The sequence below is a fragment of the Micromonospora sp. MW-13 genome, assembly GCF_003434305.1.
Classification (GTDB): Bacteria; Actinomycetota; Actinomycetes; order Mycobacteriales; family Micromonosporaceae; genus Micromonospora.
Map to the genome: position 1 here is coordinate 1 of NZ_QKKX01000016.1, position 26513 is coordinate 26513.

Consider the following 26513-nt stretch of genomic DNA (forward strand, 5'->3'; position numbering starts at 1 on the left):
CACCCGTGAGCGCGAGGAGTGAGCTTGCGAGCCCCGCAGTCGCGAACGAAAAGGGGGCCCGATGACCAACATCGCCGGCCGGCTGCGCGAGGCGCTCCGGGGTGATCAGCGGGTCGATCCGGACGCACTGATCGCCCGACTGGACGCGGTCCGCCGGTTCCTCGACGCGGTGGACGGCCAGCTCCCCGACGCCCAACTCGTGCCCGCGCACACCCTGGTCGAGCGGGCCGGCACCCGGCTGGCGCTCTCCCGCGACCACACCGTCGTCGCGCTCGCCGGGGCCACCGGCAGCGGCAAGTCGAGCCTGTTCAACGCGCTCGCCCGGCTGGGGCTGTCCCCGGTCGGGGTGCGCCGCCCCACCACCGGCGTGGCGCACGCCTGCGTCTGGGGCCCGCTGGACGGGGCGAACCGGCTGCTCGACTGGATCGGCGTGCTGCCCCGCCACCGGTTCGTCCGGGAGAGCGCGCTGGACGCCGACGACGAGTCCGCCCTGCACGGGCTGGTGCTGCTCGACCTGCCGGACTTCGACTCGGTGCAGCGGTCGCACCGGCTGGAGGTGGACCGGCTGCTCGGCCTGGTCGACCTGGTGATCTGGGTCGTCGACCCGCAGAAGTACGCCGACCGGGTGATCCACACCAGCTACCTGCGCGAGTTCCACCGGCACCGGGACGTGACGCTGGTGGTGCTCAACCAGGCCGACCGGCTGCCCCCGGCGGAGCTGCCCCGGGTGCTGGACGACCTGCGCCGGCTGCTCGACGCCGACGGGCTGGGCGGGGTGCCGCTGCTGGCCACGACCGCCGTCGACCCGGCTGGGATCGTCGAGCTTCGCGGGACGCTGGAGCGCACGGTCGCCGGGCGGCAGGCCGCGCTGCGGCGCCTCGCCGGGGACGTCGACGCGGTCGTCGCCGGGCTGGACGAGCTGGTCGCCGCCGAGGCACCGGCCGCCGGGCCGGACGAGGGGGCCGGCGGCCCGTTGAGCCGGGCGCTGGCCGGGGCGGCCGGCGTGCCGGCGGTGGCGGAGGCGGTCGAGGGGGCGTACCGGCACCGGGCCGTGGCGAGCACCGGCTGGCCACTGGTGCGGGGTTGGCGGCGGCTGCGCCCCGACCCGCTGCGCCGGCTGCACCTGCCCGGCCCGGTCGCCGGCGCGGACGCCGGGGACCCGGCGGAGAGCCTGGTCGCCGCGACCTCCGTACCGGATCCGACCGCCGCCCAGCGCTCGGCGCTGGGGCTGGCCGTGCGCGCGGTGGCCGACCGGTCCGGCGCGGGCCTGCCGGCCCCCTGGGCAACCGCGGTGACCACCGCCGCCCGGTCCCGGCTGGGCGACCTGCCGGACGCGCTGGACCGCGCGGTGGCCGGCGCCGACCTGGGGATCGACCGCCGGCCGGTGTGGTGGCGGTTCGTCGGCGCGGCGCAGTGGTTGGTCACGGTCGCGGCCGTGGCCGGCCTCGGCTGGCTGGCCCTCGGCTACGCGCTGCGCGCCCTCGGCCTGCCGGCACTGGACTACCCGCGGGTCGGCGAGGCCCCGCTGCCCACCGTGCTGCTGCTCGGCGGCCTGCTCGCCGGGCTGTTGCTGGCCGCGCTGACCCGCCCGGTGGTGCGCTGGTCGGCCCGCCGGGCCCGCCGCCGGGCCGAGAAGCGACTCACCGCCGCCGTCGATGCGGTCGGCATCGAGTACGTGGTGACGCCGGTCCGGGCGGTGCTCGACCGGTACGGGCAGGCAAGGCAGGCGTTGCAGGACGCCGGGCGCCGCTGACCCCGGTCAGCCTTCACTGTCCGGGGCTCCCCTCCCGGCGTAGGGTCGACGCATGGCCACGCCTCAGACCCCCTACGACGCGGTGCTGCACGCCGCACGCGACGTGACCAGGCTCGACACCGCCCTCGATGCGGAGATGCTCGGCGCGGCGCTGCTGGGCAGCGTCTACGCGGTCGCGGAGACCGACCGGGAGAGGGCCGTCCGGGAGTTCGTCTCCGGATTCCTCGCCGCCACCGCACGCCGCCGCACGGCCGCCGCCAGGACCATCCGCGCCGTCTTCGCCGCCCTGGTGCCCGACGCGGAGGGCACCGCGAAGGTCAACCCCGGCACCCAGGCCCCCGCCTGGTCCGAGCAGCTCGGCCGGGTGCACCTCACCGGCACCTGGTGCTACGGCGACGTGTACGGCGACCAGACCTCCTACCTGGCCACCTTCGCCTACGACGATGCCGCCGGTGGCCCGGAGCACGCGCTGGTGGCCCTGGTCGACCACAACATCGGGATCACCAAGGACATCTTCGTCGGCGGTCCCGCCGGCCGGATCGTCGACCAGGTCCGGGAGATGGTCGACGGCGACGAGCTGACCTGGTTCCGGGAGGAGGACCCGGCCCGGATGCACGGCGAGGTCGGCCGGCACCTGGCGGTCACCGACGAGCTTGGCGAACTGCCCGCCGAGGGGTCGCTCGCCACCGACCGCGCGCTGGCCGGCGCGCGGCTGGCGCTGCTGCCCCCGCCGGCGCGTCCCGCCCGGGGCGCCGAGCCGCTCTCCGGCGACGAGCGGACCGACCTGGTCCGGGCGTTCCTCGCCTCGCCCGAGGCGGTCCGGTTCGACCTGGACCCGTCCGACGACGCGGGGCTGGCCTCGCTGCACTTCTGCCTCAGCCTGCTGCTCGACCACGCCGCGAGCTTCCCGGACGCGGATTCGCTGCGGTGGAGCCCCACGGTGGCCGAGTTGTTCCTGCTCGACTGGGTGCACCGGCGGGCCGTGCTCGACATGGACGACGCCGCGATGCTCCCCCGGGTACTGCGCGGCTGGGCGGCGTACGCGGCCCGGCGGAAGGGGCTGCCCGGGGCGGCGGCGACCCGGACCGACACGGCGATCGAGGAGATGGTTCCGGAGTTCGCCCGGCTCTACTCGACGGGGGAGCGGCGCAGCCCGGCCACCGCAGCCGTGGCCCAGCTCATGGCCGACGGGGTGGACCCGGACGACCCGGTCGCCCTGGACGCCTGGATCGAGGCGAACCGGCACCGGCTCGCCGACGACGGGGCCTGAGCGGAGCCCGGCCGGGCGGTCGCGGCCGGGCGGTCGCTGCCGGGCGGTCGCTGCCGGGCGGTCGCTGCCGGGCGGTCGCTACCGGGCGGTCGCTACCGGGCGGTCGCTGCCGGGCGGTCGCTGCCGGGCGGTCGCTGCCGGGCGGTCGCTACCGGGCGGTCGCTACCGGGCGGTCGCTGCCGGGCGGTCGCTACCGGGCGATCCGGCGGGGTCACGGCTCGACCAGCGCCAGGCGGCGGGGCGCGACGTCGACCCGCAGCCGCTGACCCCAGCGCAGGGCGAGCCGGTCGTTCTCCAGGCCGTCCGCGAACACCACCAGGCCGTCGGACTCGGCGACCAACTCCAGCCGATCGTCCCCGGTCAACCGGCCGGCGGTCAGGTCGACGCCGGTGACCGGGGACGCCCACGCCTCCCGGACGAACCAGCACAGCGCCGCCTCCTCGGGAACGGGCGGGCGGGGCGCGCCCGCCCGGGCGCGGGCGATCGAGGCGCACCAGCCGGTCGCCCCCGTCCCGGTGCCGACCACCAGCCCGGAGGAGGACTGCCGCTCGTGCCGGGCCCGCTCGCCGTCGGCGACGGTGAGCAGGTAGCGGGCGGACTGGTGGGAGGAGTGGCCGACGTACACCTCGTTGAGGCCCACCAGCTCCTGGCCGTCGTCGAGGGTGGCCCGGACCATGGCCCGGTGCCGGGTCCGCGCCGCGCCGGCCGCCACCGCCGGCAGCAGGTCGGCGACCTGCCCGGCGCGGTGGCGGACCAGCACACCGGCGTTGCGTCCGGGCTCCGGGTCGACCCCGATCACCGGCTGCCGGTCGAGGTACTTCGCGACGTTGGCGACCAGCCCGTCCGGCCCGACGGCGACCAGCACGTCCTCGGGGCCGAAGAGGAACCGGGGGAGGTCGTTCCGGTCGACCGACCCGCGCCGCCAGTCGGCCGGTACGGCGGCGGCGACCGCAGTCAGCGCCGCCTGGAGGGCCTCGTGCCGGTCGACCACCTCGGCGAGGTCCCGCCCACGCGCCCGCAGGTACCACTGCGCCGCCGCCCGGGTGCCGTGCAGGGCCAGCAGCTCGTCCAGCTCGCTGCGCCGGCTGACCACGACCACCCGGGGGGTCAGCGTGCCGCTCACCGGTCGGCCGCCGGCGTCGTGACCGCTGCCGTCGCCGCCGGCCCGGTCAGCCGCCCGAGCAGGTCGGTGAGCAGGTCGGGGGTGACGGTGAGCTGCCCGATCCGGGGAAGCTGCCCGGCCAGGTCACGGACGGTCAGGGCCCGCAGCACCCCGGGCGGGAGTTCCGCGTACGCGGAGAGCTTGGCCGCCTCCGCCTCGGCCTCGGCGTGGCCCACCGCGCGCACGGTGTCGGCCTTGGCGGCAGCGAGGACGCGTTCCTTGTCGGCCTCGGCGGCGGAGAGCACCCGGGCCCGCTCGGCGGCGGCGGCGTTCGCGACCTTCTCGCGCTCGGCCTTGCCCTGGGCGGCGGCGAGGTCGGCGGCGGCGTCCAGCTCGGCCTTGCGCCGGGAGTTCGACCCGTGCTGCTCCACGAGCTGCTGCTCCCGCCGGGCCAGCTCGATCTTGTTCTGCAACTCGTTCTCGGCGATCGAGCGTTCCTGTTCGACGGCCTGCGCCCGCCGGGCGTAGGTGGCCCAGTCGGCCTCGACCTGGACCGCCTCCCGGGTCGGCGTCTGCAACGCCCGCTCCAGCTCCGGCTCGGGCCGGATCGCGACCACCCGGGCGCTGACTACGGCGACGCCGACGTCGGCCAGCCGGGACTCCTCGCGCAGCGCGGCGGAGACCGTCTCGCGGACGCCGGCGATGGTGGTGAGCGCCTCGGCCAGCGGCACCCGGGCCAGCAGGTCGAGGGCGGGTTGCTGGGCCAGCTCGGCGAGCAGGGTGGCCACCTGGTCGAGCGGGCGGGCCCGGGGCCTGCCGGTGCGCGGGTCGACCGAGAAGTCGAGCCGGGCGGCGGCCAGTGCCGGGTCGGCCACCCGGTAGGTCACGGTGGCCTGCACGGTGATGTCCGCGAAGTCACCGGTCCGGGCGTGGAACAGCAGCGGCAGCTCACGGTCGTCGACCGGCACCTCGCTGAGCACCGCGTTGAGCGGCCGGTACCAGAAGGACTGGCCCACCCCCTCGCGGCGGACCCGGCCACCGACGTGCAGCCGCACCCAACTGGTCGGAGCGCCGCGCAGGTGGCGCAGGAAGAGTCGCCTCGTCACATCGGCCATGGTGTCCTCCCCTTTTTTTCGTCTCCCAGACGATAAACATTCTGGTACCTTATCGTCAAGGTGGTGATAAAGAGATGGGCGAGTACCCCCCCTTCGCCGTGACGGCCGACCTGGTGGTGTTGACCGTCCGCGCCGGCGAGTTGGCCGTGCTGCTGGTCCGCCGGGGCATCCCCCCGTACGAGGGACGCTGGGCGCTGCCGGGCGGCTTCGTCGGCATCGACGAGGACCTGCCCGACGCGGCCGTCCGGGAGCTGGCCGAGGAGACCGGCCTGCCCGAGCCGGCCGGGCACCTGGAGCAGCTCGGCTCGTACGGCCGGCCGGAGCGCGATCCGCGCGGCCGGGTGGTCACCGTGGCCTGGCTGGCGCTCCTGCCCGACCTGCCCGCCCCGGTCGCCGGCTCGGACGCGGCGTCGGCCGACTGGGTGCCGGTCGCCCGGTTGCCTCCCGGTCAGCTCGCCTTCGACCACGACCGGATCCTGGCCGACGGGCTGGAACGCGCCCGGGCCAAGCTGGAGTACACCCCGCTGGCCAGTGCCTTCTGCCCGCCCGAGTTCACGGTGGCGCAGTTGCGCGGGGTCTACGAGACGGTCTGGGGCACCCACCTCGACCCGCGTAACTTCCACCGGAAGGTGACCGGCACCCCCGGCTTCGTCGAGCCGGTCGGCCGCTCCACGGAGGGCGAGCGGGGACGGCCCGCACAGCTCTTCCGGCGCGGCCCGGCCACCCTCCTGCACCCGCCGATGCTCCGCCCGCACTGAGCACCCGCCCGACGGGTGGCCGGCCCGGCCCGACGGCCCGGTCGAGGGACCGACGGGCGGCGGGGCCGGGAGCGCCCCGGCCCGGCGGCCCGGGGCGAGCGGCGGGGCCGGGACCACCCCGGGGGCGGGCGGCTAGCCGAGCGCGGCGTACACGACCCCGGCGACCAGTCCGCCGACGGCGCCGCCGACCACCACCTGCGACCGCGTGTGGGCGCGCAACCGCACCCTGGACCAGCCCGCCAGGACGGGCAGCGGCGCGGCGGCCAGCAGCGGGGCGCCGAAGGTGAGTACCAGGACGACCACCGCCCCGGCGGCCACCGCCGTGTGGATCGACATCTTCCACCAGTGGCTCACCGTCACCGCCACGACCAGCCCCACCACGCCGGCGGCCACCAGGGCCAGCAGCGGGCGGGGCGCACCGAACGCCGCGAGCAGGGCCCACCCGACCGCCACCGAGGCCAGCCCGAACAGCAGCGGCAGCCGGCGCTGTTCGCGTACGCCGACGTGGTGGTCGGTGAGCCGCCCGCGCCGCACCCCACCGAGGATGTACGCGAACGGGATGCCGCTGGCGAAGACGGTGGCGAGCAGCCCCCACGCCAACCCGTGCGCCCCGCCCCGGGCGCCGTGCCAGGCGACCACCACGGTCAGCAAAGTCACCAGGACGGCGGGCGCGGTCAGCTCGGTGACCAGCCGGGCAATCCGCCGGCCGGGACCGGCCGGCGCGGCCGGGACCGGCGACTCGGCGGGTTGGCCCGGCCCGCTCAGCGCCCCGTCCCCGGTCGCGCGGGCCGGTCCCCGCTCCGGCCGGTGCCGCGCGCCTGCCCGCCGATCCGGTTCACGCTCCACGACCCGGGAGCGTGCCACCCGGCCGGGCGGGCCGGACGGCCGGGTCGGCGGTCGCGCCGGGGCTGCTCGTGGTCGGCTCCGAGCTGGTCGAGGGCTCGCTGTCGCCCGGCGGGGAGGGGTGCGTCGAGCCGGAGAGCGTCACCGTGGGCTCGGCCGTGGGCGTTGGCTCCGGCGTCGGCGGGTCGGTCGGCGACGGCACCGGCGTCGGGCGTGGCGCCGGGGTCGGCGAGGGGGGTGCCGTGGGCGGCCGGGGGGCGGGCGGGGGGATGGGCGCCGCAGGCGGCGGATGGCGTACCGGATCCGGGTCGGACCGGTCGGGGTCGGCCGCCGGGGCCGGCGGCGCGAGGCCCGGGCCGGCCGGCCCGGTCGACGGCACCACGACCACACTCGGCCGGGCGGACGGGATCGCCGTGGGCCGGCCGGTCACGGGCAGCGGGACGACCACCGGGCCGACGGACGGGGTGGGGATGAACGGGGTGCCGCTGGCCGGCAGCGCCGTGCTGCCCATCGTGGCCGAGCCCGCGCTGACGGCGGCGAGGATCGGCATCGAGGCGGTGCCGGCGAGTAGGGCGACGGTGAAGAGGTAGCCCCGACCGGGGCCGCCGGAGCCGGGGGCGCGGTGCGCGCCGACCACCCGGCGGTAGCCGCCCGCCGCGCGGTGCCGACCGAGCAGCGGAACGGCCGGACCCTCACCTGGCTGGGACACGGACACTCCTCGTCGTCGGGCATGGTCACGGGCGGCAGGGCGTCGAGACAAACGGACATAAGCCCACGAAAGGCGCGCCCCGGCATCATCAGCTTGGCCCAGTGACGGCCAGTTCACCAGGCACCACAGCGTGTCGACACACAATTTGTCCGCCGCGCTACCCGGGCTGCGAATCCGCCTACGACAAATCCCTTGATGAGCCACAAAGCCGACAGCGGCCGGAAACCTGGGGCGGGCGTACTGTGGGGCCCCTCACCTCCTCTGCGAATATGGACCACGACGGCAACGCAGCCGCGACCTCCGCGCACCCCGCGGCAGGCGCGGTTGGGCGCCGGCGCTCCCGAACCGGGTTCGTCCCACGGATCCGGCTCACGCCGCGCGGCAACCCTCACCGGGGCTAGGCGCGGCCGCCAGGACCAGCCCGGCACCGGCCGGGCCGGCGCACGATTTGCGCGGACGGGTCACCCCCCGGCGCCGACGCAGACACGACAGGGAGAGACGGATGGCAAAGGGCGACCCCGGGGTCACCACCCGCGGCCGGCGGGCGGCACCCCGTTCCAAGCGAGCCGCGGCGGCTGCCGGCGACCCGGAACTCGTACAGCTGCTGACGCCCGAGGGCGAGCGCGTCGAGACCTCGGTGGGCCCGGACGGGACGGAGTACCGCGTCGACTTCACCGACGAGGAGTACCGCGGGCTCTACCGCGACCTCGTGCTGGTGCGCAAGCTCGACGCCGAGGCCACCGCGTTGCAGCGGCAGGGCGAGTTGGGCCTGTGGGCGAGCCTGCTGGGCCAGGAGGCCGCGCAGGTCGGCTCCGGCCGGGCGCTGCGCAGCCAGGACATGGCCTTCCCGACGTACCGGGAGCACGGCGTGCTCTACTGCCGGGGCATCGACCCGATCATGCCGCTCGGCCTGTTCCGCGGCGTCGACCAGGGCGGCTGGGACCCGAACGAGTTCAAGTTCAACATGTACACGATCGTGATCGGGGCGCAGACCCTGCACGCGACCGGGTACGCGATGGGCGTCGCCATGGACGGCAAGACCGGCGGCGACGACGGCGAGGCGGTGATCGCCTACTTCGGCGACGGCGCCACCAGCCAGGGCGACGTGAACGAGTCCTTCGTCTGGGCCAGCGTCTTCAACGCCCCGCTGGTGTTCTTCTGCCAGAACAACCAGTACGCCATCTCCGAGCCCCTGGAGCGGCAGACCCGGGTTCCGCTCTACCGGCGGGCCGGCGGCTTCGGCTTCCCCGGCGTCCGGGTGGACGGCAACGACGTGCTCGCCTCGTACGCGGTGACCCGGCACGCGCTGGACAACGCGCGGCACGGCCAGGGCCCGAGCCTGATCGAGGCGTACACCTACCGGATGGGGGCGCACACCACCTCCGACGACCCGACCCGGTACCGGATCGCCAGCGAGGTCGAGGCCTGGCAGGCCAAGGACCCAATCGCCCGGATGAAGGCGTTCCTGACCAGGCAGCAGATCGCCGACGCGGACTTCTTCGCCGCCGTCGACGAGCAGGCCCGCACCGAGTCGGTGCACCTGCGCGAGCGGGTGCTCGCCATGCCCGACCCGGAGCCGGCGACGATGTTCGACCACGTCTACCCCAACGGTTCCCCCGAGCTCGACGAGCAACGGGCGCAGTTCAGCCGCTACCTGGAGTCGTTCGAGGGGAGTGCCCACTGATGGCCACTGAGACACTCACCCTCGGCAAGGCGCTCAACACCGGCCTGCGCCGGGCCCTTGAGGACGACCCGAAGGTCGTCATCATGGGCGAGGACGTCGGCAAGCTCGGCGGCGTCTTCCGGATCACCGACGGGCTCCAGAAGGACTTCGGCGACCAGCGGGTGATCGACACCCCGCTGGCCGAGTCCGGGATCATCGGCACCGCGGTCGGCCTGGCCATCCGCGGCTTCCGCCCGGTCTGCGAGATCCAGTTCGACGGCTTCGTCTACCCGGCGTACGACCAGATCGTGTCGCAGGTGGCGAAGATGCACTACCGCTCGCAGGGCAAGGTCCGCATCCCGATGGTCATCCGGATCCCGTTCGGGGGCGGCATCGGCGCGGTCGAGCACCACTCGGAGTCGCCGGAGGCGTACTTCGCGCACACCGCCGGCCTGAAGGTCGTCACCTGCGCCAACCCGCAGGACGCGTACTCGATGATCCAGCAGGCGATCGCCTCGGACGACCCGATCGTCTTCCTGGAACCGAAGCGGCGCTACTGGGAGAAGGGCCCGGTCGACGTGGACGCGCCGCTGTCGCAGGCGTACCCGCTGCACTCGGCCCGGGTGGCGCGGCCCGGCACGGACGCGACCGTGCTGGCGTACGGCCCGATGGTCCGCACCTGCCTGGACGCGGCGACCGCCGCGGCGGAGGACGGCCGGGAGCTGGAGGTCATCGATCTGCGCACGCTCTCCCCGCTGGACCTGACCGGCGCGTACGAGTCGGTGCGGCGCACCGGCCGGTGCGTGGTCGTGCACGAGGCCCCGGGCAACCTGGGCCTGGGATCGGAGATCGCCGCCCGGATCACCGAGGAGTGCTTCTACTCCCTGGAGTCCCCGGTGCTGCGGGTGACCGGCTTCGACACCCCCTACCCGGCCTCCCGGGTGGAGGAGGAGTACCTGCCCGACCTCGACCGGGTGCTCGACGCCGTCGACCGCACCTTCGGCTGGTGAGCGTCATGTCGCGGATCAAGGAGTTCAACCTGCCCGACCTGGGCGAGGGCCTGACCGAGGGCGAGATCCTCGCCTGGCTGGTCAAGGTGGGCGACGTCATCGAGCTGAACCAGCCGATCGTCGAGGTGGAGACGGCCAAGGCGGCCGTCGAGATCCCGGCGAAGTGGGCCGGCCAGGTGCGGTCGATCTTCCACCCGGAGGGCAGCACGGTCGAGGTCGGCACGCCGATCATCGCGATCGACACCGACCCGGGCGCCGGCCCGATCGAGGAGTCGACCACCGACACCCCGTCGGCGGCCTCGCTGGCGGCGGTCGAGGTGGCCCCGAGCGAGGGCGCGATCGAGCCGGGCCTGATCGGCGGCCCCGCCCCGGGTGGCCGCACGGCGGTCCTGGTGGGCTACGGCCCCCGCACCACGGCCGCCAAGCGCCGCCCTCGCAGGGCCGACGTCCCGTCCCCCACGCCCCCCGCCAGCTCCGCCGATCATGGAGTTGCGGTGGGCGACAAGCCCGCCTCGATCGCAACAATCCCGGCACCCCAGGTCCATGATCGACGCAACGGGGCCGGGCTGGTGCTGGCCAAGCCGCCGGTGCGCAAGCTCGCCCGGGACCTCGGCGTCGACCTCGGCGTGGTGACCGGGTCGGGGCCGCTGGGCTCGATCACCCGGGAGGACGTACAGCGGGCGGCGAGCGGCAGCGCGACGGCGGCCGAGCCGCTGACGGTGGCAGCACCGACCACGGTGGCCGCGAGCTTCGGCGCGGACCGCGAGCAGCGCATCCCCGTCAAGGGGGTACGCAAGCTCACCGCCGAGAACATGTCCCGCTCGGCGTTCACGGCCCCGCACGTGACGGAGTTCCTGACCGTCGACGTCACCCGGGCGATGAAGGCCCTGGACCGGCTGCGCGGCCGGCGGGAGTGGCGCGACGTCCGGGTCTCGCCGCTGCTGCTGGTGGCCAAGGCGGTGCTGCTCGCGGTGCGGCGGCATCCCATGGTCAACTCGACGTGGGCCGGCGACGAGATCGTCGTCAAGGACTACGTCAACCTGGGCATCGCCGCGGCCACCGAGCGTGGGCTGATCGTGCCGAACATCAAGGACGCCGGCCGGCTGTCGCTGCGCGAGCTGGCGGACGCGATGACCGACCTGGTGCAGACGGCCAAGGCCGGCCGGACCTCGCCCGCCGCCATGTCCGGCGGCACCCTGACGATCACCAACGTCGGGGTGTTCGGGGTGGACACCGGCACGCCGATCCTGCCCCCGGGCGAGTCGGCGATCCTGGCCTTCGGCGCGGTCCGTGAGCTGCCCTGGGTGCACAAGGGCAAGGTCCGGCCGCGTCAGGTGACCACGCTGGGCCTGTCCTTCGACCATCGGATCATCGACGGTGAGCTCGGGTCGAAGTTCCTCCGCGACATCGGGGACTTCCTGGCCGACCCGGAGGCGGCGCTGCTCGCCTGGACCTGACGGTTAGCCGACACCAGCCACGGCCGGTGTGCCACGGGTGAACGCCCGGCACACCGGCCGTTGCCGTTGGTAGAAGAAAACCCTCGTCCACGGCTCCATTGACCTTCGATCCTTAAGCCCGTGTCTCAGCTCACCTAAGAATCGATGGATTATCCGCCCGCGTTGCGCTTCAATGGATGCATCAGGGGCTGACAACCGAATAGCCAGGAGGAGAGATCCAGATGAGCATGATCGAGCGAATCCGCAACCGCCGCGACGCCAACCGCCGTGCCCGCGCCATCGAGCACGCGCTGCGTTCCGCCAACTCGCCCGCGGTCCGTGACGAGCTTCTCGCCATCGCCCAGCGTCACATGAGCTGACGCCCCGCACGTTTCTCACCTCCTCCAGTTCGACGACCCGCCCGGTCAACCCGGGCGGGTCGTCGGCGTTTCGGACCGATTGACACCGGGATTCCGCCTCGCGGCACCGCCCGGTACGGTGGGGCTCGGTCGTCATCCGCACGTCCGGAACCCGTCGCGCCGATAGAAGCTGCTCGACACGGTCCAGCAACGCGGAGTGACGGCCGGTGCTCCCCGGATGCCGCGGGCGGTCACCGGATACGGTGCGGGGAGTCCCCACGGCCGGTACCGCCGGCGGCGCCGGCACCCACGCCGACGCACCGTCGGCATCGGCGGCCGACATGTGATGGAGGAGGCGCACCGATGACGTCCGAGGGCCCGCACCACCCCGGCCAGGAGCCGGACGAGGTGTCGCCGGGCACCGGCGCACCGGCGCCGTACGGCGTCGCCAACCCGGACCTGGGCTGGGCGCCCCCGCCCCCCACGGCCCGGCCGAGTCCGCCAGCTCCCGGCTGGACGGCGCAGAACGACCAGCCGGCCACGGCGGCCTGGGGCGCCGCCGCCCCGCCGAACGCCCAGCCGCCGACCGCCGCGTGGGGCGCCGCCCCGCAGGGTGACCAGCCGCCGACGGCGGCCTGGGGCGCCGCACCGCAGAACGATCAGCCACCCACCGCCGCGTGGGGCGCCGCCCAGGTGCCGGCCCAGCAGCCGGAGCCGGCCCGGCCGGACGCGTGGGGCCCGCCGGCCGCCACGCCGCAGCCCGCCTGGGGCCAGGCCGACCAGCCGACGCCGGGCTGGAGGCAGGAGGAGCAGCCCGGCCCCGCCTGGGCCGCCACCGCGCCGCCCACTCCGCCCGGCTCCGCCGGTGGTCCGCCCCAGCCGGCCTGGGGACCCCAGCCCGAACAGCCGGCGCCGGCCTGGGCCGACCAGGCCGAGCAGCCGCCCGCCGCGTGGGGCCAGTCCGAGTCGGCCGCCCGAGGCGCCGCCCGCGTCCCCGGCCAGGCCACCCCACCCCCGGACGCCTGGCCCGCCCAGGACGACGCCAACGGCTGGAACCCCACCGGCCAACCGGACGACCAGCCCGCCCAACCGGGCGGCTGGAACGCCGGCGGACAGCCGGACGACCCGGCCCGCTCCGGCGGCTGGAACACCGGCTCCCCCTCCGCCCAGCAGGACGACCCCGCCCGCTCCGGCGGCTGGAACACCCGGCAGCAGGACGACGAGCCCGCCCACCCGGACGGCTGGGCCCCGGCCGAGCAGGTCGCATACGCCGGCAAGGCCGAGCAGCCGCCCGCCGCGTGGGGCCAGGCCGAGTCGGCCGCCCGAGGCGCCGCCCGCGTCCCCGGCCAGGCCACCCCACCCCCGGACGCCTGGCCCGCCCAGGACGACGCCAACGGCTGGAACCCCACCGGCCAACAGGACGACGAAGCTGGCCGTTCCGGCTGGAACGCCGGCGGACAGCCGGACGACCCGGCCCGCTCCGGCGGCTGGAACACCGGCTCCCCCTCCGCCCAGCAGGACGACCCCGCTCGCTCCGGCGGCTTGAACGTCGGCGGGCGGCAGGACGACCCGGCCCGCTCCGACGGCTGGGCCGCGACGGAGGGTAAGCCCGACGACCAGTCCCAGCCGCCCGCCTGGGCCGGTGCGGACGGGCCGGCCCAGCCCGGCGCGTGGGGCGCGGCGTCCGTGCCGCAGCAGCAGGAGGAGGACCGGCCGGCCGTCCCGGACTGGGCAGCGGCCGAGCCGACGTCGGTCCCGCCGGCCCGGGCCACCGCCACCGTCGGCGTGGACGGACCGCCCTCGTGGGGCACGCCGGCGGAGAACCAGCAGCAGTGGCCCGCACCGGACCGGACCGAGCGGCCCGCTGTGCCGGACGTCGAGCCGTGGGCACCGGGCGAGGCGTGGGGACGCTCCGCCGAGGCGGAGCCCGCCGCGCCGCAGCCGGCCGGCAACGGCTGGGAGTCCGAGCGGTCGGAGGACCGGCCGCTGTACCAGCCGGCCCCGGCTCCGGGGATCTCGCCGGCCAACGCCGTCCCGCTACCGCCGCAGGAGCAGCGGGTGCCCGGTGCCAGCCTGGCCGCCGCCCCGCCGACCCAGTTCCCTCCCCAGGTCCAGCCGGCCGTCGAGCCGGCCGGCCGCGAGGGCGGGCCGCCGGCCTACGAGCCGGAGCCGGCGGGAGCCGACAACGGCTGGGGCCGCGTCGAGGAGCCGCAGTCTCCGGCCGGCCCGGTCGTGCCCGCTCCCCGGCTGTCGCCGGAGGGCCAGGCGTCCGCCCGGGCGGCCGTATCCCTGCCCGAGACGGGGGAGCCGGCGGCGGGCAGCATCTCGGCGAGCGCGTCCGTGCCGCTGGCCAGCCGAGTCATGCCCCCGCCCGACCAGGCCCTGCTGCCCGGCGGAGCGCCCGCGCCGCAGCCCCGGGTGTACGGCCGGCCCACCCGCCCCGAGCCGGCCGAGGAGCCGGAGCAGGCAGAGCAGCACGGTTTCCACCCCGACCCCAACCCGCCGCACCGCTTCGAAGAGCCAGGCCCGCAGGGACGGTTCGACGAGCCGGGGCAGCAGGGACGCTTCGACGAGCCCGGCCCGCAAAGCCGGTTCGACGAGCCGGGCCCGCCGCAGCGGTTCGACGATCGGGGGCCGCAGCGCTTCGACGAGCCCGACGGGCAGCACGGGTACGGCGACAGGCCGGCCGCCGCGGCGGCGGCAGTTCCGCCCACGTTCCCGCCCGGCGTGCCGTCCTTCGTGGACCCGTCGGCCAGTAACCGGCCCGTGAACGGCGTCCGGCCGCACGACGGCGACCGGCCGGGTGACCAGTTCGGCGGCCCGGCCACCCAGGTCAGCGGCGGCACCGCCGTGCAGGGGCACGGCCCCGCCCCGTTCGGCGAGCCGGCCCAGGGCGGCTTCCCGCCGCAGGGCCAGCAGTCCGGCTCGTCCTGGGACGCGGAGTCCGAGCAGGGCCGGTTCGACGCGTTCAAGCCGGACGCAGCCGAGCAGAAGACCGAGGCGCCGGTGCCGAAGGTGCGCAACGGCCGGGTGCTGGCCGTCGTACTGGTGGCCGCCGTGCTGATCCTCGCGGTCCCGCTCGGCCTGCTCATGCTGCTCGGCAAGGTCGGCGGTGGCAAGACGCCGGCCTTCGACCCGGCGGTCGGCTCCTGCGTGAAGCAGGTTGGCGGCAACGCGACATCGGCGACCTGCGGCGACGCCGGCGTCTTCACGGTGGTGTCGAAGGTCGACGCCAAGGAGAAGTGCGCCGACCCGGCCCAGCCGTACGTCATGCTCCAGGGCGACGTGCCGAACAAGGTGCTCTGCCTGAAGCCGTCCACCAAGTAGCGGATTCCCGGGGGCGGGGCCACGGACCACCGTGGCCCCGCCCCCGTCGTACGCCGCCGGGTGTGACCCGGGCCGCGCGGGGTGTTGGCCGAGCGGGCGGTCCCGTCGGACAGGCTGGGGATGAGCGCACGAGTACGGGCCCGGAGCGGACGGGGTTGCGGTGGGCTGGACCTGAAGCCCCGGCTAGCGGCGGTTTGCCCGCGTAACCAGGAACCAGACCAGGCCGCCCACGAGCGCGACGGACGTGACAAGACAGCACAGCGTGGCGATGTGCCACGGCTTGATTGCACCCATGCCGCGCACCGTACCGGTACCGCCGGCTGTCCGAAGGCCCCCGAGGAGACCATGCCTACCGCGAAGCGCCGATAGTACCGGCTGGCCGCCGGCCCGATCCCGCGCCGGGTGAGTGCCCTTGTTGCGTTACACATCTGCGACGCTTCCTCGGCCGCGGTCTCGGCCAACCGCTACGCCTCGGGGTCGACGAAGGCGGTGTGGTCGAAGCGGACGGCGTCCGGCCAGCTCCAACGTGACATGGCAGGCTGACAGATATGGGAACGACACCGCGCGTACGTGCCCCCGAGCTGCGGGGCCGGCAATGGCTCAACACGGGTGGACAGAACCTGACGTTGCAGGACTTTCGAGGGCGCTGCGTCTTGTTGGACTTCTGGACCTTCTGCTGCATCAACTGCCTGCACGTGCTCGACGAGCTGCGCCCGCTGGAGGAGAAGTACGCCGACGTGCTGGTGGTCGTCGGCGTCCACTCGCCGAAGTTCGAGCACGAGAAGGACCCGGCCGCCCTCGCCGCCGCCGTCGAGCGGTACGGCGTGCACCATCCCGTCCTCGACGATCCCGAGCTGGACATGTGGCAGCAGTACGCGGCCCGGGCCTGGCCGACCCTCGCGGTGATCGACCCCGAGGGTTACGTGGTGGCCACCATGGCCGGCGAGGGCCACGCCGAAGGGCTGGCCCGACTGGTGGACGAGCTGGTCGCCACCCACGAGGCGAAGGGCACCCTGCACCGGGGCGACGGCCCGTACGTGCCGCCCGTCGAGCCGGAGACCACCCTGCGCTTCCCCGGCAAGGCCGTCCCGCTCGACGGCGGGAACCTGCTGGTCTCCGACTCGGCCCGGCACTCCCTGGTCGAGCTGGCCCCCGACGGCGAGACGCTGGTCCGCCGGATCGGCTCGGGCGACCGGGGGCGGGCCGACGGCCCGGCCGGCGCCGCCGCGTTCTCGGAGCCGCAGGGGCTGTGCCGGCTGCCGGAGCACGTGGCCGAGGTGGCCGGGTACGACCTGGTCGTCGCGGACACCGTCAATCACCTGCTGCGCGGCGTGAAGCTGGGCACCGGCGAGGTGGTCACCGTCGCCGGCACCGGCCGGCAGTGGCGCTCCACGGTGGACGACCACGCCCACGACGCGCTCTCGGTCGACCTCTCCTCCCCCTGGGACCTGGCCTGGTACGACGACAAGGTGATCGTCGCGATGGCCGGCATCCACCAGCTCTGGTGGTTCGACCCGATCCGGCGCACGGCGGGGATGTATGCCGGCACGACGGTCGAGGCGCTGCGCGACGGCCCGCTGGCCGAGGCGTGGCTGGCCCAGCCGTCCGGCCTGTCGGTGTCGACCGACGGCGCGCGGCTGTGGATCGCCGACAGCGAGACCAGCGCGGTCCGGTACGTCGAGAACGGCGTCCTGGGCACCGCCGTCGGGCAGGGGCTGTTCGACTTCGGCCACGTGGACGGGCCGGCCGACCGGGCGCTGTTCCAGCACCCGCTGGGCGTCTGCGCGCTGCCGGACGGCTCGGTGCTGGTCGCCGACACCTACAACGGTGCGGTCCGGCGGTTCGACCCGGGGTCCGGCCAGGTGTCCACGGTCGCCGACGGGCTGGCCGAGCCGAGCGACGTGGTGCTGACCGCCGACGGCGGGGTGCTGGTGGTCGAGTCGGCGGCGCACCGGCTGACCCGGCTGGCACCGGGCGCGCTGTCGGCGGCCGGGGCGAGCACGGTCGACGGCCCCCGGCACCGCACCGAACGGAGGCCGACGGACGTGGCGCCCGGCGAGGTCACCCTCGACATCGTCTTCACCCCGGCTCCGGGGCAGAAACTGGACGAGACGTACGGTCCGTCGACCCGGCTGGTGGTCTCGGCGTCCCCGCCGGAGCTGCTGCTGGACGGGGCGGGCACCGGCACCGAGCTGTCCCGCCGGCTGGTGGTCAACGACGCCGTGGCCGGCGGGGTGCTCCAGGTGACCGCCCAGGCGGCGACCTGCGACGCCGACGTGGAGCACGCGGCCTGTCACCTGACCCGGCAGGACTGGGGCGTGCCCGTCCGGGTGGTCGAGGGTGCCGCGGCCCGGCTCCCGCTGGTCCTGCGCGGCCTGGACGCCTGACCGCCGCCCACCCACCGGCCCCGCTGCACCGGCGCGGTTCCGCCGGCTCGTCCCGCGCCGGACCGGGGTCCGGCGGGCCCGGCCCGTTCACCTGAACGGGGTGGGGGTGACTCCCGCGTCGATGAGCGCGGCCCGCACCAGGGCGGCGGACGCCACCGCGCCCGGGGTGTCCCCGTGCAGGCAGATCGACTCGACCGGGCAGGGAACGACGCTGCCGTCGACCGCGATCACGGTCCGCTCGGTGGCCATCCGGACGGCCCGCTCGGCCACCCGCTCGGGGTCGGTGACCAGCGCGCCGAGGGCCGTGCGGGGCACCAGCGTGCCGTTGGGCAGGTAACCCCGGTCGGCGAATCCCTCGGCGACCACCCGGATGCCCGCCCCGGTGGCGAGCTGGGCGAGCACCGAGCCGGGCGCGCAGAGCACCGGCAGCTCGTGGTCGTAGTCGTTGATCGCGGCGACCAGCGCGGCGGCCTGCGACTCGTCGACCGCCGCCGCGTGGTAGAGCGCGCCGTGCGGCTTGAGGTACCGGACCTGGATGCGGAACGCCCGGCAGAACGCGTCGAGCGCGCCGAGCTGGTAGATCACCTCGTCGCGCAGGTCGGCGAAGGCGTACGCGATGTGCCGCCGGCCGAAGCCGGCGAGGTCGCGGTAGCCGACCTGGGCGCCGACGGTGACCCCGCGCTCGGCGGCGGCGGCGCAGACCCGGCGCATGGTGGACGGGTCGCCGCCGTGGAAGCCGCAGGCGACGTTGGCCGAGGTGATCAGGTCCAGCAGCGCCTCGTCGTCGCCGAGCCGCCAGATGCCGAAACCCTCGCCGAGGTCAGCGTTGAGGTCCATGGAACCTCACCGTAGTACCTGGGCGGGCCTGCGCGAGTCCGGTCACGTCGTCCACCACCCCGACGACCGGATAGCCGCCGGTGGTCGGATGGTCGGCGAGGAAGATCAGCGGCTGGCCGTCGGCGGGCACCTGCACCGCACCCAGCACGATGCCCTCGCTGGGCAGTTCCCCGGCCACCGCGCGGGGCAGCGGCGCGCCGACCAGTCGCGCGCCGACCCGGTTGCTCACCGCGCTCACCGTGTACGCCGTGCCGAGCAGCAGGTCGAGCGCGGCCGGGGTGAACCAGTCGTCCCGGGGGCCGGGGCGCAGCCCGAGAAGCAGCTCGACCGGGGCCGGGCGGCCGACGGTGCCGTCCACCGGCGCGGGGTCGCCGGCCGGGGCGCCGAGCGGCAGGGTGTCGCCGTCGCGTAGCGCGGGCGGCCCGAGGCCGGAGAGCGTGTCGGTGGACCGGCTGCCGAGCACCGGTGCGACGGCGATCCCGCCGGCCACCGCGAGCCAGCTCCGCAGCCCGGCGCGGGCCGGGCCGACCCGCACGACCGTCCCGGCCGGGACCGCGAGGGGCCGGCCCACGTCGCCGGGCCGGTCGCCGACCCGGACGTCGACGTCCGCGCCGGTGATCGCGACCGTGCCGGCCCGGGTCAGCCGCAGCGCGCAGCCGGTCAGGGTGATCTCCAGGCCGGCGGCGGCCTCCGGGTTGCCGACCAGGCGGTTGGCCAGCCGCAGCGCCATCGGGTCGAGCGCCCCGGACCGGGGCACGCCGAGGTGCGCCCAGCCGGGCCGCCCCTGGTCCTGCACGGTGGTGAGCGCGCCGGCCCGGAGCACCTCGATCCGGCCCGCCGGACCGGCGGGTCGGGCGCTCACCTGGCCACCAGGCGGACCCGGGTGCCCGGGCTGAGCCGGGCCGGCGGGTCGGCGCGCACGTCGAACAGGGTCAGGTCGGTCCGGCCGACCAGCAGCCAGCCGCCGGGCGACGCGCCGGGGTAGATCCCGGCGTACGGGCCGGCCAGGGCGACCGAGCCGGCCGGCACCCGGGGCCGGGGGGTCGACAGCCGGGGTACGGCCCACTGCGCCGGCAGCCCGGTCAGGTACGCGAACCCGGGCGCGAACCCGCAGAAGGCGACCCGGAACTCGGTGCCGGTGAGCCGGGCGACCACCTCGGTCACGTCCACCCCCCAGTGGCCGGCGACGGCGGGCAGGTCCGCGCCGTCGTACCCGACGGGGACATCGACCTCGTCGCTGGGCGCGGCGGCGTCGGCGGGCCGGGGCGTCCAGCCGGCGACGAGCGCGGCGGCCCGGGCCGGGTCGGGCACCCCGTCGAGCAGCACGGTACGGGCCGCCGGGACGATCTCGACGGCGGTCAGCTCGCCGGCTGCCCGGCGACGCCACAACTCGGCGCGCCACGACTCGACCTGGTCGGGGTCGTCGCAGTCGAGCAGCAGGGCGTTCGCGCCGACGGGTCGGATCCGCATCCCGTCATGATTCCCGATCCGGCGGAGGGCCAGGGGCATCGGACCCGCCGATTCCGTGACCGGCGGCACTACTTGCAGGTAACCTACGGTGCCGTAACCTAGGTGTGTGACGACCTCCGCCCCGCTTCGACTCAAGCCGGTCGACATCGGAAAGCCCCGGATGCGGGGCTGGCTGCACACCTACGCGTTCTTCGTCGCGCTCGTCTGCGGCATCGTGCTCTGCTCCATCGCGGCCAGCCGGCCCGGCTGGGCCCCGCTGGTGAGCTGCCTGGTCTACAGCCTGACCGTCTGCGGGCTGTTCGGCACCAGCGCGCTCTACCACCGCCGGGTGTGGTCGGAGCGCGGGTACCAGATCATGCGCCGGATGGACCATTCGATGATCTTCGTGTTCATCGCCGGCACGTACACGCCGTTCTGCGTCCTGCTGCTGGACGTCCGGCACGCGACCACCATGCTCGCCCTGGTCTGGGGCGGCGCGCTGGGCGGGGTGGCGGTGAAACTGATCTGGCCGCACGCGCCGCGCTGGGTCTCCGCCCCGCTCTACCTGGCGCTCGGTTGGGTCGCGGTGGCGATGCTGCCGCAGATCCTGCGCTCCGGCGGGATGACGGCGCTGGTGCTGCTCGCCGTCGGCGGGGCGATCTACAGCGTCGGCGCGGTCTTCTACGCGCTGCGCCGCCCCAACCCGTGGCCCACCGTCTTCGGCCACCACGAGTTCTTCCACGCCTGCACGCTGGTGGCCGCGATCTGCCACCACATCGCGATCTACTTCGCCCTGTTCGCCTGAGCCGCCGCGCCGCCCGCCCGACCGAGGCCCGCACGACCGGCGCCCACCGCCGGTCCGCAGGCGGGTCGCCGGCCGGGGGCGGCCGGGTCGTACGTCAGACTGTCCGGCCCGGGCGGCGCACCTCGCGGTACTCCTGCACCACCGGCTCGCCCTGCACCGGCACGCCCCGGTCGGCCACGATCCGGTTCTCCCGGACCGGGGTGGCCACCACGGTCCGCCGGCCCCGGTTCCAGAAGTAGAGGGTGGTTAGCAGGCCGACGACCCCGGCGAGCATCAGCACCCAGCCGACTACCCCGAGGTTGAGCCACCCCAGGTCGGCCTGCACGGCGAACGCGAAGATCGCACCCAGTGCGATGAGGAAGATGCTGGCCCCAATGCCCATTTCGTCGCCTCCTTGGCTATCAGCTGGCGCTGCTACCCGCCGCGGCCATGGATGAGGTTGCGGCATCCATCGACATACCCCGGCACTCCACCCGCCAATCGGGCAAGCTGGGTCCATGACGGACGCCGCGGGTACGGAACGGACGCTGGTGCTGCTACGGCACGCCAAGGCGGAACCGCCGGGCGACGGCGCGGACTCCGACCGGCGGTTGACCGCGCGGGGGCACGCCGACGCTGCCGCCGCCGGCGCCTGGCTGGCCCGGCACGGACTGCTGCCCGACGTGGTGCTCTGTTCGACCGCCAGGCGCAACCGGCAGACCTGGCACGGGGTGGTGCAGGGCCTGTCCGGCTCGTCGGACGAGGCCGGGCCGGCCGGCTCCGCCCCGGCGGTGCGCTACGAGCCGGGCGCGTACGAGGCGCACCCGGCGGAGCTGCTGGCCCTGGTCCGGTCGGTGCCGGCGGAGGCGACGACGGTGCTGCTGGTCGCCCACAACCCGGGCGTCTCGCTGCTCTCGGCGCTCCTCGACCCGGAGCGGGCGGACCAGCAGGGCCTGCGCACCACCGACCTCGTGGTGCACCGCACCCGGCTGCCCTGGGCCGACCTGCGCCACGCCGCCATCACCGCCCGCCACACCGCGCGGGGCTGAACGCGCGGCGGGCGGTGGCAACGGGGCGGGACGCGTGGCAGGGGCCCCGGTGCGACCGGGGCCCCTGCTCACGGGCTCACTCAGGACGGCGGAGCCGTGGGCGGCGGCGGATCGGGCGGAGGCGGCATCATCGCGGTCGGATGCGACAGCCGGTTCTCCTCCACGATCAGGGTGCGCGCCCGCTTGCGCCGGTCCTGCCAGAACCAGAGCGTGGTGAGCAGCACGGCCAACCCGGCCAGGATGAACACCCAGCCGACCGCGCGCAGGTCCACCCACCAGACGTTCGCCCGGATGGCGAAGGTCAGGATCGCGCCGATGGCGATCAGGAAGATTCCGCTACCAATGCCCATGTGCGCTGCACCCCCACGTGCGGTGGCTCTGGGCGTTCACTGACTACGTCCGGGCCAGGGTTACCCGCCCGTGCCGGCAACTACCCGGGACAGGGCCGGCGATAGCGGTACGGGTCGCCCGGACCGGCACGGCGGCGACACGGCGGCGGCCGGTGAGCTGTCCGCTCGCCGGCCGCCGGTCGGTGCCTGGGTACCGCCCTGACTCAGAAGGCCTCCTCCGGGAGGTCCATCACGTCCAGGTCGGTGTTCTCGATGATCCGCCGGTCCGCGCCGAGGCGGGGCAGCACCTCGCGGGCGAAGAACTTCGCGGCGGCCACCTTGCCGGTGTAGAACGCCTTGTCCTTGGCGGACAGCTCGCCGTTCAGGGCACGCAGGGCCACGTCGGCCTGCCGCTGGAGCAGCCAGCCGACGACCAGGTCGCCGATCGCCAGCAGGAACCGCCGGCTGCTCAGGCCGACCTTGTAGAGCGCCCGGGGGTCGCCGGCCTGCGCCTCGCCCAGCCAGCCGGTGAGCACGCCGAGGATGGTCTGGATCTCGGCGAGCGCCTTGCCGAGCGCCTGCCGCTCCTGCTTGAGCTGGCCGTTGCCGCCCTCGGAGGTGATGAACTCCTGGATCTCGGCGGCCACAGTCGTCAGGGCCTTGCCGTTGTCCCGGACGATCTTCCGGAAGATCAGGTCGAGGCTCTGGATCGCCGTGGTGCCCTCGTACAGGGTGTCGATCTTGGCATCCCGGACGTACTGCTCCAGCGGGTAGTCCCGGAGGAAGCCGGACCCGCCGAAAGTCTGGAGCGCCTCGTGGCCGAGCATCTCGTACGCCCGCTCCGAGCCGACGCCCTTGACCAGCGGCAGCAGCAGGTCGTTGACCCGCTTGGCGATCTTCGTCGCCTTCTCGTCGCCGGCCGCCTCGGCGATGGCGACCTGGTCCTGCCAGGTGGCGGTGTAGCAGACCAGGGCGCGCAGGCCCTCGGCGTACGACTTCTGCAGCATCAGCGAGCGGCGCACGTCTGGGTGCTGGGTGATGGTGACCCGGGGCGCGGTCTTGTCGGCCTGCTGGATCAGGTCGGCGCCCTGCACGCGGTTCTTCGCGTACTCGAGGGCGTTGAGGTAGCCGGTGGAGAGGGTGGCGATCGCCTTGGTGCCGACCATCATCCGGGCGTACTCGATGATCATGAACATCTGCCGGATGCCGTCGTGCCGGTCGCCCAACAGCCAGCCCTTCGCCGGCACACCGTGCTCGCCGAAGGTCATCTCGCAGGTGTTGGAGACCTGAATGCCCATCTTGTGCTCGACGTTGGTGGCGTAGACGCCGTTACGCTCGCCCAGCTCGCCGGTGTGCTCGTCGAAGTGGTACTTCGGCACGACGAACAGCGACAGCCCCTTGGTGCCCGGGCCGCCGACGCCCTCGACGCCGACCGGGCGGGCCAGCACGTAGTGCACGATGTTGTCGCTCAGGTCGTGCTCGCCGGAGGTGATGAAGCGCTTCACGCCCTCGATGTGCCACGAGCCGTCCGGCTGCGGGACGGCGCGGGTGCGGCCGGCGCCCACGTCCGAGCCCGCGTCCGGCTCGGTGAGCACCATCGTGGAGCCCCACTGCTTCTCGATGAAGAGCTTGGCCCACCCCTGCTGCCGCTCGGTGCCCTCGACGTGCAGCACGTGCGCGAACGACGGGCCGGAGGCGTACATCCAGACCGGGGCGTTCGCGCCGAGCACCAGCTCGGCGAGCGACCACCAGAGGGCGCGCGGGGCGTTGGTGCCGCCCAGCGCCGGCGGGAGGTCCAGCCGCCAGAACTCCGAGTCCATGAAGGCCTGGTACGACTTCTTGAACGACTCCGGCAGCGGGGCGGTGTGCGTGGCCGGGTCGAAGACCGGCGGGTTCCGGTCACTGTCCGTGTAGCTGGCGGCCAGGTCATCGCGGGCCAGGCGGTCCACCTCGGCGAGGAAGCTACGCGCGGTGTCGACGTCGAGATCCGAGTACGGCTCCTGGCCGAACGCCCGGTCCGCCCCGAAGACCTCGAACAGGTTGAACTCGAGGTCCCGAAGGTTGCTCTTGTAGTGGGTCATGCTCGCTGGCCCCGCTTCCGGACAGGTGTTACCGATCAGTAACTGAGACTGTATTACCCGCCGGTAGGAAGCGACAAGCCGATCGCGGAAGTGACAGCCATTACACACCCGCGTTTCGACGGTCGCCGGGCCAACGAAGCGGCAGGTCAGCGGCCGTCGGGGCACCGCAGCCGGGTGCCGAGTGACGAAATCGTGCCCTTTCCTGGCACGGGGGCGCGTGGGTGGCGGGGCGGGGCCGTCGCCGTCAGCCGTCGGCGGCGCCGACCTCCCAGCTCGGCACCGGGGCGGTCGCCACGCTGCTCGGGCCCGCGTACTCCATCAGGACCAGGGCGATGTCGTCGTCGAGCCGGCCGTGCACCCACTCGACCAGTGCGGTCTCCAGCGAGGCCAGGCCGTCGCCGACCGTGCCGTGGCCGAGCAGCCGCCAGGCCCGGTCGGCGGTCGGGAAGAACTCGCCGTCCCGGCGGGCCTCGCCGAGACCGTCGGTGAACAGCAGCAGGCGGTCGCCCGGCTCCAGGCGCTCGACCCGGGGGCGGACGACCGGCATGAAGCCCAGCGGCGGGGCGGGGGCCGGCGGTTCGAGGGGGATCACCGCGCCCCGGCGCAGCAGCAACGGTGCCGGGTGGCCGCAGTTGACGATGGTGAGCGTCCCGCCCCGCTCCTCGACCAGCGCGGCGGTGACGAAGTCCTCGTCGCCGACGTTGCGGGCCACCGCCCGGTCCAGGTCGGTCACCACGGCCCGCAGGTCGGCCCGCTCGTACGCCACGTGCCGGTACGAGCCGAGCACGATGCTGGCCAACCGGACGGCGTCCAGCCCCTTGCCCCGGACGTCACCGATGATCATGCGGACGCCGTACGGGGTGTCGATCGCCTCGTACAGGTCGCCGCCGATCTCGGCGGTCGCCGTGGAGGAGATGTAGCGCCCGGCCACCGCCAGGGTGCCCACCTGCGGGCCGAGTGGACGCAGCACCGCCTGCTGGGCCACCGCCGCCAGTTTGGACAGCTCGGCGATCTGCTCGGCCTGCCGCTCCCGGACGGCTGCCACCGCCCCTGCGATTGTGGTGGCCAGCGCGATGCCGGCCACGTTGACCGCGGTCACCAGCGACGTCGTCGGCTCCATCAGGGCGAAGGTGGACCCGATCGCGGTGGCGGCGGCGCCCACCCCGAGCACCACCCGCCAGGAGGCGAACACGGCGGCGAGGAAGGGCGCGGCGACCATCAGGGCGACGTAGTGGGCCGGGCGCCCGTCCGCCAGCTCCACCCCGGAGATGATCGCGAGCAGGGCAAGGGCCGCGCCGAGGCCGGCGCGGGATCCGGGGCTCAGCGGGCCGCGGCCCGACTGGAAGGCATGCGTGCGTACGAGGGACAGCATGCCTGATCGACGTGGACCGGTGAATGAACCTGGCCCGTCGTCCGAGGATGTTCTGGCCGGCCGGTCCGTGGCGCCGGACCGACGGGTAACGGCCGCCTCGCCCACCGCCGGGGCCGTCGCGTCAGCCCAGGACCTCGTACTTCACCGTGAGCGCGCCGACGTCGACGGAGGCGATGGTGGCGAACGCGGCCCGGGACAGGTCGATGCAGCGGCCCGCGATGAACGGGCCACGGTCGTTGATCCGCACGGTGACCGACTTGCCGTTCGCCGGATTGGTCACCCGGACCCTGGTGTCGAACGGCAGGGTCTTGTGCGCGGCGGTCAGCGCCTCGGGATCGAAGGTCTCCCCGTTGGCCGTGAGCTGGCCTTCGTCGTAGAAGGACGCGCCACAGGAGCCGCTGTCGACGACGGTGCTGGTCGGGGCGGGCTTCTTCGTCGTGGCGGCCGGCTTCGGCGCGGCGGTGCGGGCCTTGCTCCGCGACGCGGCCTGGCTCCGGGTCGCCTTCGGGCTGGCGGTGACCGTGGGCGAGGGGCTGGCGCTGGGCGACAGGCTCGCGCTCGGCGACGCCGACGGCGAGGCCGACACGGTGGGGATGTCGGCGAGGCTGCTCGCCGGGGCGTCGACGAGGGCCGGCGTGGAGTCCGCCGGCTCACCGGAGGCGAGTTGGACGGCGCCGACGGTCCCACCGACGGCGAGCGCGACGCCGACGGCCGCGGTGGCCGCGATGCCGGCCGGCGTGGAGAACATGCGGGTACGGGAGTGCCTACCAGCCACCGGCCCGTCCTTTCGTCGTCGCTGAACAAACCGGCCCGGACCGTAGCGAGAGAAGCACTTCCGAAGTCAACGTGATCATGGTGCTATGTTGGCATTTGCTCGCAT

23 protein-coding genes are annotated in these 26513 nt (G+C 74.8%); 11 read left to right on the forward strand and 12 right to left on the reverse strand.

The annotated features are described in order from the left end of the window. Positions 1-61: 61 nt before the first annotated feature. Together C5N14_RS11165 and C5N14_RS11170 are read left to right on the forward strand one after the other, a co-directional pair. On the forward strand, positions 62-1753 hold the full coding sequence (locus tag C5N14_RS11165) for a GTPase (RefSeq protein ID WP_117668025.1): 1692 nt from the start codon (positions 62-64) through the stop codon (positions 1751-1753). A 52-nt stretch (positions 1754-1805) separates the two neighbouring features. Next, positions 1806-3023, forward strand: a complete 1218-nt coding sequence (locus C5N14_RS11170) for a hypothetical protein (protein WP_117668026.1) — start codon at positions 1806-1808, stop codon at positions 3021-3023. A 211-nt stretch (positions 3024-3234) separates the two neighbouring features. Here the strand turns inward: C5N14_RS11170 and C5N14_RS11175 are convergent, their stop codons facing one another. Both C5N14_RS11175 and C5N14_RS11180 read right to left on the reverse strand, forming a co-directional pair. Next, on the reverse strand, positions 3235-4146 hold the full coding sequence (locus C5N14_RS11175) for a hypothetical protein (protein WP_117668027.1): 912 nt from the start codon (positions 4144-4146) through the stop codon (positions 3235-3237). Then, positions 4143-5240, reverse strand: coding sequence for an SPFH domain-containing protein (locus C5N14_RS11180; protein ID WP_117668028.1), 1098 nt, complete (start codon positions 5238-5240; stop codon positions 4143-4145). Before C5N14_RS11180 ends, C5N14_RS11175 begins: the two co-directional genes overlap by 4 nt. 74 nt (positions 5241-5314) lie before the next feature. On the opposite strand from C5N14_RS11180, the gene C5N14_RS11185 reads away from it, so the two are divergent. Then, on the forward strand, positions 5315-5998 hold the full coding sequence (locus C5N14_RS11185; RefSeq protein ID WP_117668029.1) for an NUDIX domain-containing protein: 684 nt from the start codon (positions 5315-5317) through the stop codon (positions 5996-5998). A gap of 132 nt (positions 5999-6130) precedes the next feature. Here C5N14_RS11185 and C5N14_RS11190 read toward each other — a convergent pair whose 3' ends face one another. Both C5N14_RS11190 and C5N14_RS31730 read right to left on the reverse strand, forming a co-directional pair. Further along, positions 6131-6763 (reverse strand): phosphatase PAP2 family protein, encoded by a 633-nt coding sequence (locus C5N14_RS11190; RefSeq protein WP_117668112.1) that lies wholly within the window; start codon positions 6761-6763, stop codon positions 6131-6133. A 70-nt stretch (positions 6764-6833) separates the two neighbouring features. Then, a complete protein-coding gene (locus C5N14_RS31730) occupies positions 6834-7550 on the reverse strand; it encodes a hypothetical protein (protein WP_128763558.1) in 717 nt (238 codons plus the stop codon). 502 nt (positions 7551-8052) lie between these two features. On the opposite strand from C5N14_RS31730, the gene pdhA reads away from it, so the two are divergent. From pdhA to C5N14_RS11220, 6 genes are all read left to right on the forward strand, one after another. Then, positions 8053-9234 carry a pyruvate dehydrogenase (acetyl-transferring) E1 component subunit alpha gene (pdhA, locus tag C5N14_RS11200; RefSeq protein ID WP_117668031.1) on the forward strand — a complete coding sequence of 394 codons (1182 nt, stop codon included), beginning with the start codon at positions 8053-8055 and terminating at the stop codon, positions 9232-9234. After that, positions 9234-10223, forward strand: a complete 990-nt coding sequence (locus C5N14_RS11205; RefSeq protein WP_117668032.1) for an alpha-ketoacid dehydrogenase subunit beta — start codon at positions 9234-9236, stop codon at positions 10221-10223. The genes pdhA and C5N14_RS11205 overlap by 1 nt, the downstream gene beginning before the upstream one ends. Before the next feature lie 5 nt (positions 10224-10228). Continuing rightward, entirely contained in the window at positions 10229-11680 is a 1452-nt protein-coding gene (locus C5N14_RS11210; RefSeq protein WP_117668033.1) for a dihydrolipoamide acetyltransferase family protein, read from the forward strand. Between the two features lie 221 nt (positions 11681-11901). Beyond that, positions 11902-12039 carry a hypothetical protein gene (locus C5N14_RS32080; RefSeq protein WP_165878079.1) on the forward strand — a complete coding sequence of 46 codons (138 nt, stop codon included), beginning with the start codon at positions 11902-11904 and terminating at the stop codon, positions 12037-12039. A gap of 342 nt (positions 12040-12381) precedes the next feature. Then, positions 12382-15345, forward strand: coding sequence for a hypothetical protein (locus tag C5N14_RS11215; RefSeq protein WP_117668034.1), 2964 nt, complete (start codon positions 12382-12384; stop codon positions 15343-15345). A 548-nt stretch (positions 15346-15893) separates the two neighbouring features. Continuing rightward, positions 15894-17732, forward strand: coding sequence for an NHL domain-containing thioredoxin family protein (locus C5N14_RS11220; RefSeq protein WP_117668035.1), 1839 nt, complete (start codon positions 15894-15896; stop codon positions 17730-17732). A gap of 87 nt (positions 17733-17819) precedes the next feature. Here the strand turns inward: C5N14_RS11220 and C5N14_RS11225 are convergent, their stop codons facing one another. Genes C5N14_RS11225 through C5N14_RS11235 form a run of 3 tightly spaced genes read right to left on the reverse strand, consistent with a single transcriptional unit; the run spans position 17820 to position 20039 of the window. Further along, complete coding sequence (locus C5N14_RS11225) at positions 17820-18569, reverse strand: LamB/YcsF family protein (RefSeq protein WP_117668036.1); 750 nt, start codon at positions 18567-18569, stop codon at positions 17820-17822. Continuing rightward, complete coding sequence (locus C5N14_RS11230) at positions 18553-19431, reverse strand: biotin-dependent carboxyltransferase family protein (RefSeq protein WP_117668037.1); 879 nt, start codon at positions 19429-19431, stop codon at positions 18553-18555. Before C5N14_RS11230 ends, C5N14_RS11225 begins: the two co-directional genes overlap by 17 nt. Beyond that, the gene (locus C5N14_RS11235) at positions 19428-20039 is read right to left on the reverse strand and encodes an allophanate hydrolase subunit 1 (protein ID WP_117668038.1); all 612 of its coding nucleotides are present in this window, start codon (positions 20037-20039) and stop codon (positions 19428-19430) included. Before C5N14_RS11235 ends, C5N14_RS11230 begins: the two co-directional genes overlap by 4 nt. Positions 20040-20145: 106 nt before the next feature. On the opposite strand from C5N14_RS11235, the gene C5N14_RS11240 reads away from it, so the two are divergent. Beyond that, positions 20146-20823, forward strand: coding sequence for a hemolysin III family protein (locus C5N14_RS11240; protein ID WP_117668039.1), 678 nt, complete (start codon positions 20146-20148; stop codon positions 20821-20823). Between the two features lie 94 nt (positions 20824-20917). Here C5N14_RS11240 and C5N14_RS11245 read toward each other — a convergent pair whose 3' ends face one another. Further along, entirely contained in the window at positions 20918-21205 is a 288-nt protein-coding gene (locus tag C5N14_RS11245) for a DUF6458 family protein (RefSeq protein WP_117668040.1), read from the reverse strand. 115 nt (positions 21206-21320) lie between these two features. Here C5N14_RS11245 and C5N14_RS11250 point away from each other — a divergent pair, with 115 nt between their 5' ends. Then, the gene (locus C5N14_RS11250; RefSeq protein ID WP_117668041.1) at positions 21321-21851 is read left to right on the forward strand and encodes a histidine phosphatase family protein; all 531 of its coding nucleotides are present in this window, start codon (positions 21321-21323) and stop codon (positions 21849-21851) included. Between the two features lie 80 nt (positions 21852-21931). On the opposite strand, the gene C5N14_RS11255 is transcribed toward C5N14_RS11250, so the two are convergent. The 4 genes from C5N14_RS11255 to C5N14_RS11270 form a co-directional block, all read right to left on the reverse strand. Then, a complete protein-coding gene (locus C5N14_RS11255) occupies positions 21932-22201 on the reverse strand; it encodes a DUF6458 family protein (protein WP_043961115.1) in 270 nt (89 codons plus the stop codon). A 203-nt stretch (positions 22202-22404) separates the two neighbouring features. Then, positions 22405-24261, reverse strand: a complete 1857-nt coding sequence (locus C5N14_RS11260; RefSeq protein WP_117668042.1) for an acyl-CoA dehydrogenase — start codon at positions 24259-24261, stop codon at positions 22405-22407. Between the two features lie 244 nt (positions 24262-24505). After that, on the reverse strand, positions 24506-25633 hold the full coding sequence (locus tag C5N14_RS11265) for a PP2C family protein-serine/threonine phosphatase (protein ID WP_117668043.1): 1128 nt from the start codon (positions 25631-25633) through the stop codon (positions 24506-24508). 121 nt (positions 25634-25754) lie between these two features. Continuing rightward, complete coding sequence (locus tag C5N14_RS11270; RefSeq protein ID WP_117668044.1) at positions 25755-26408, reverse strand: septal ring lytic transglycosylase RlpA family protein; 654 nt, start codon at positions 26406-26408, stop codon at positions 25755-25757. Positions 26409-26513: the final 105 nt, after the last annotated feature.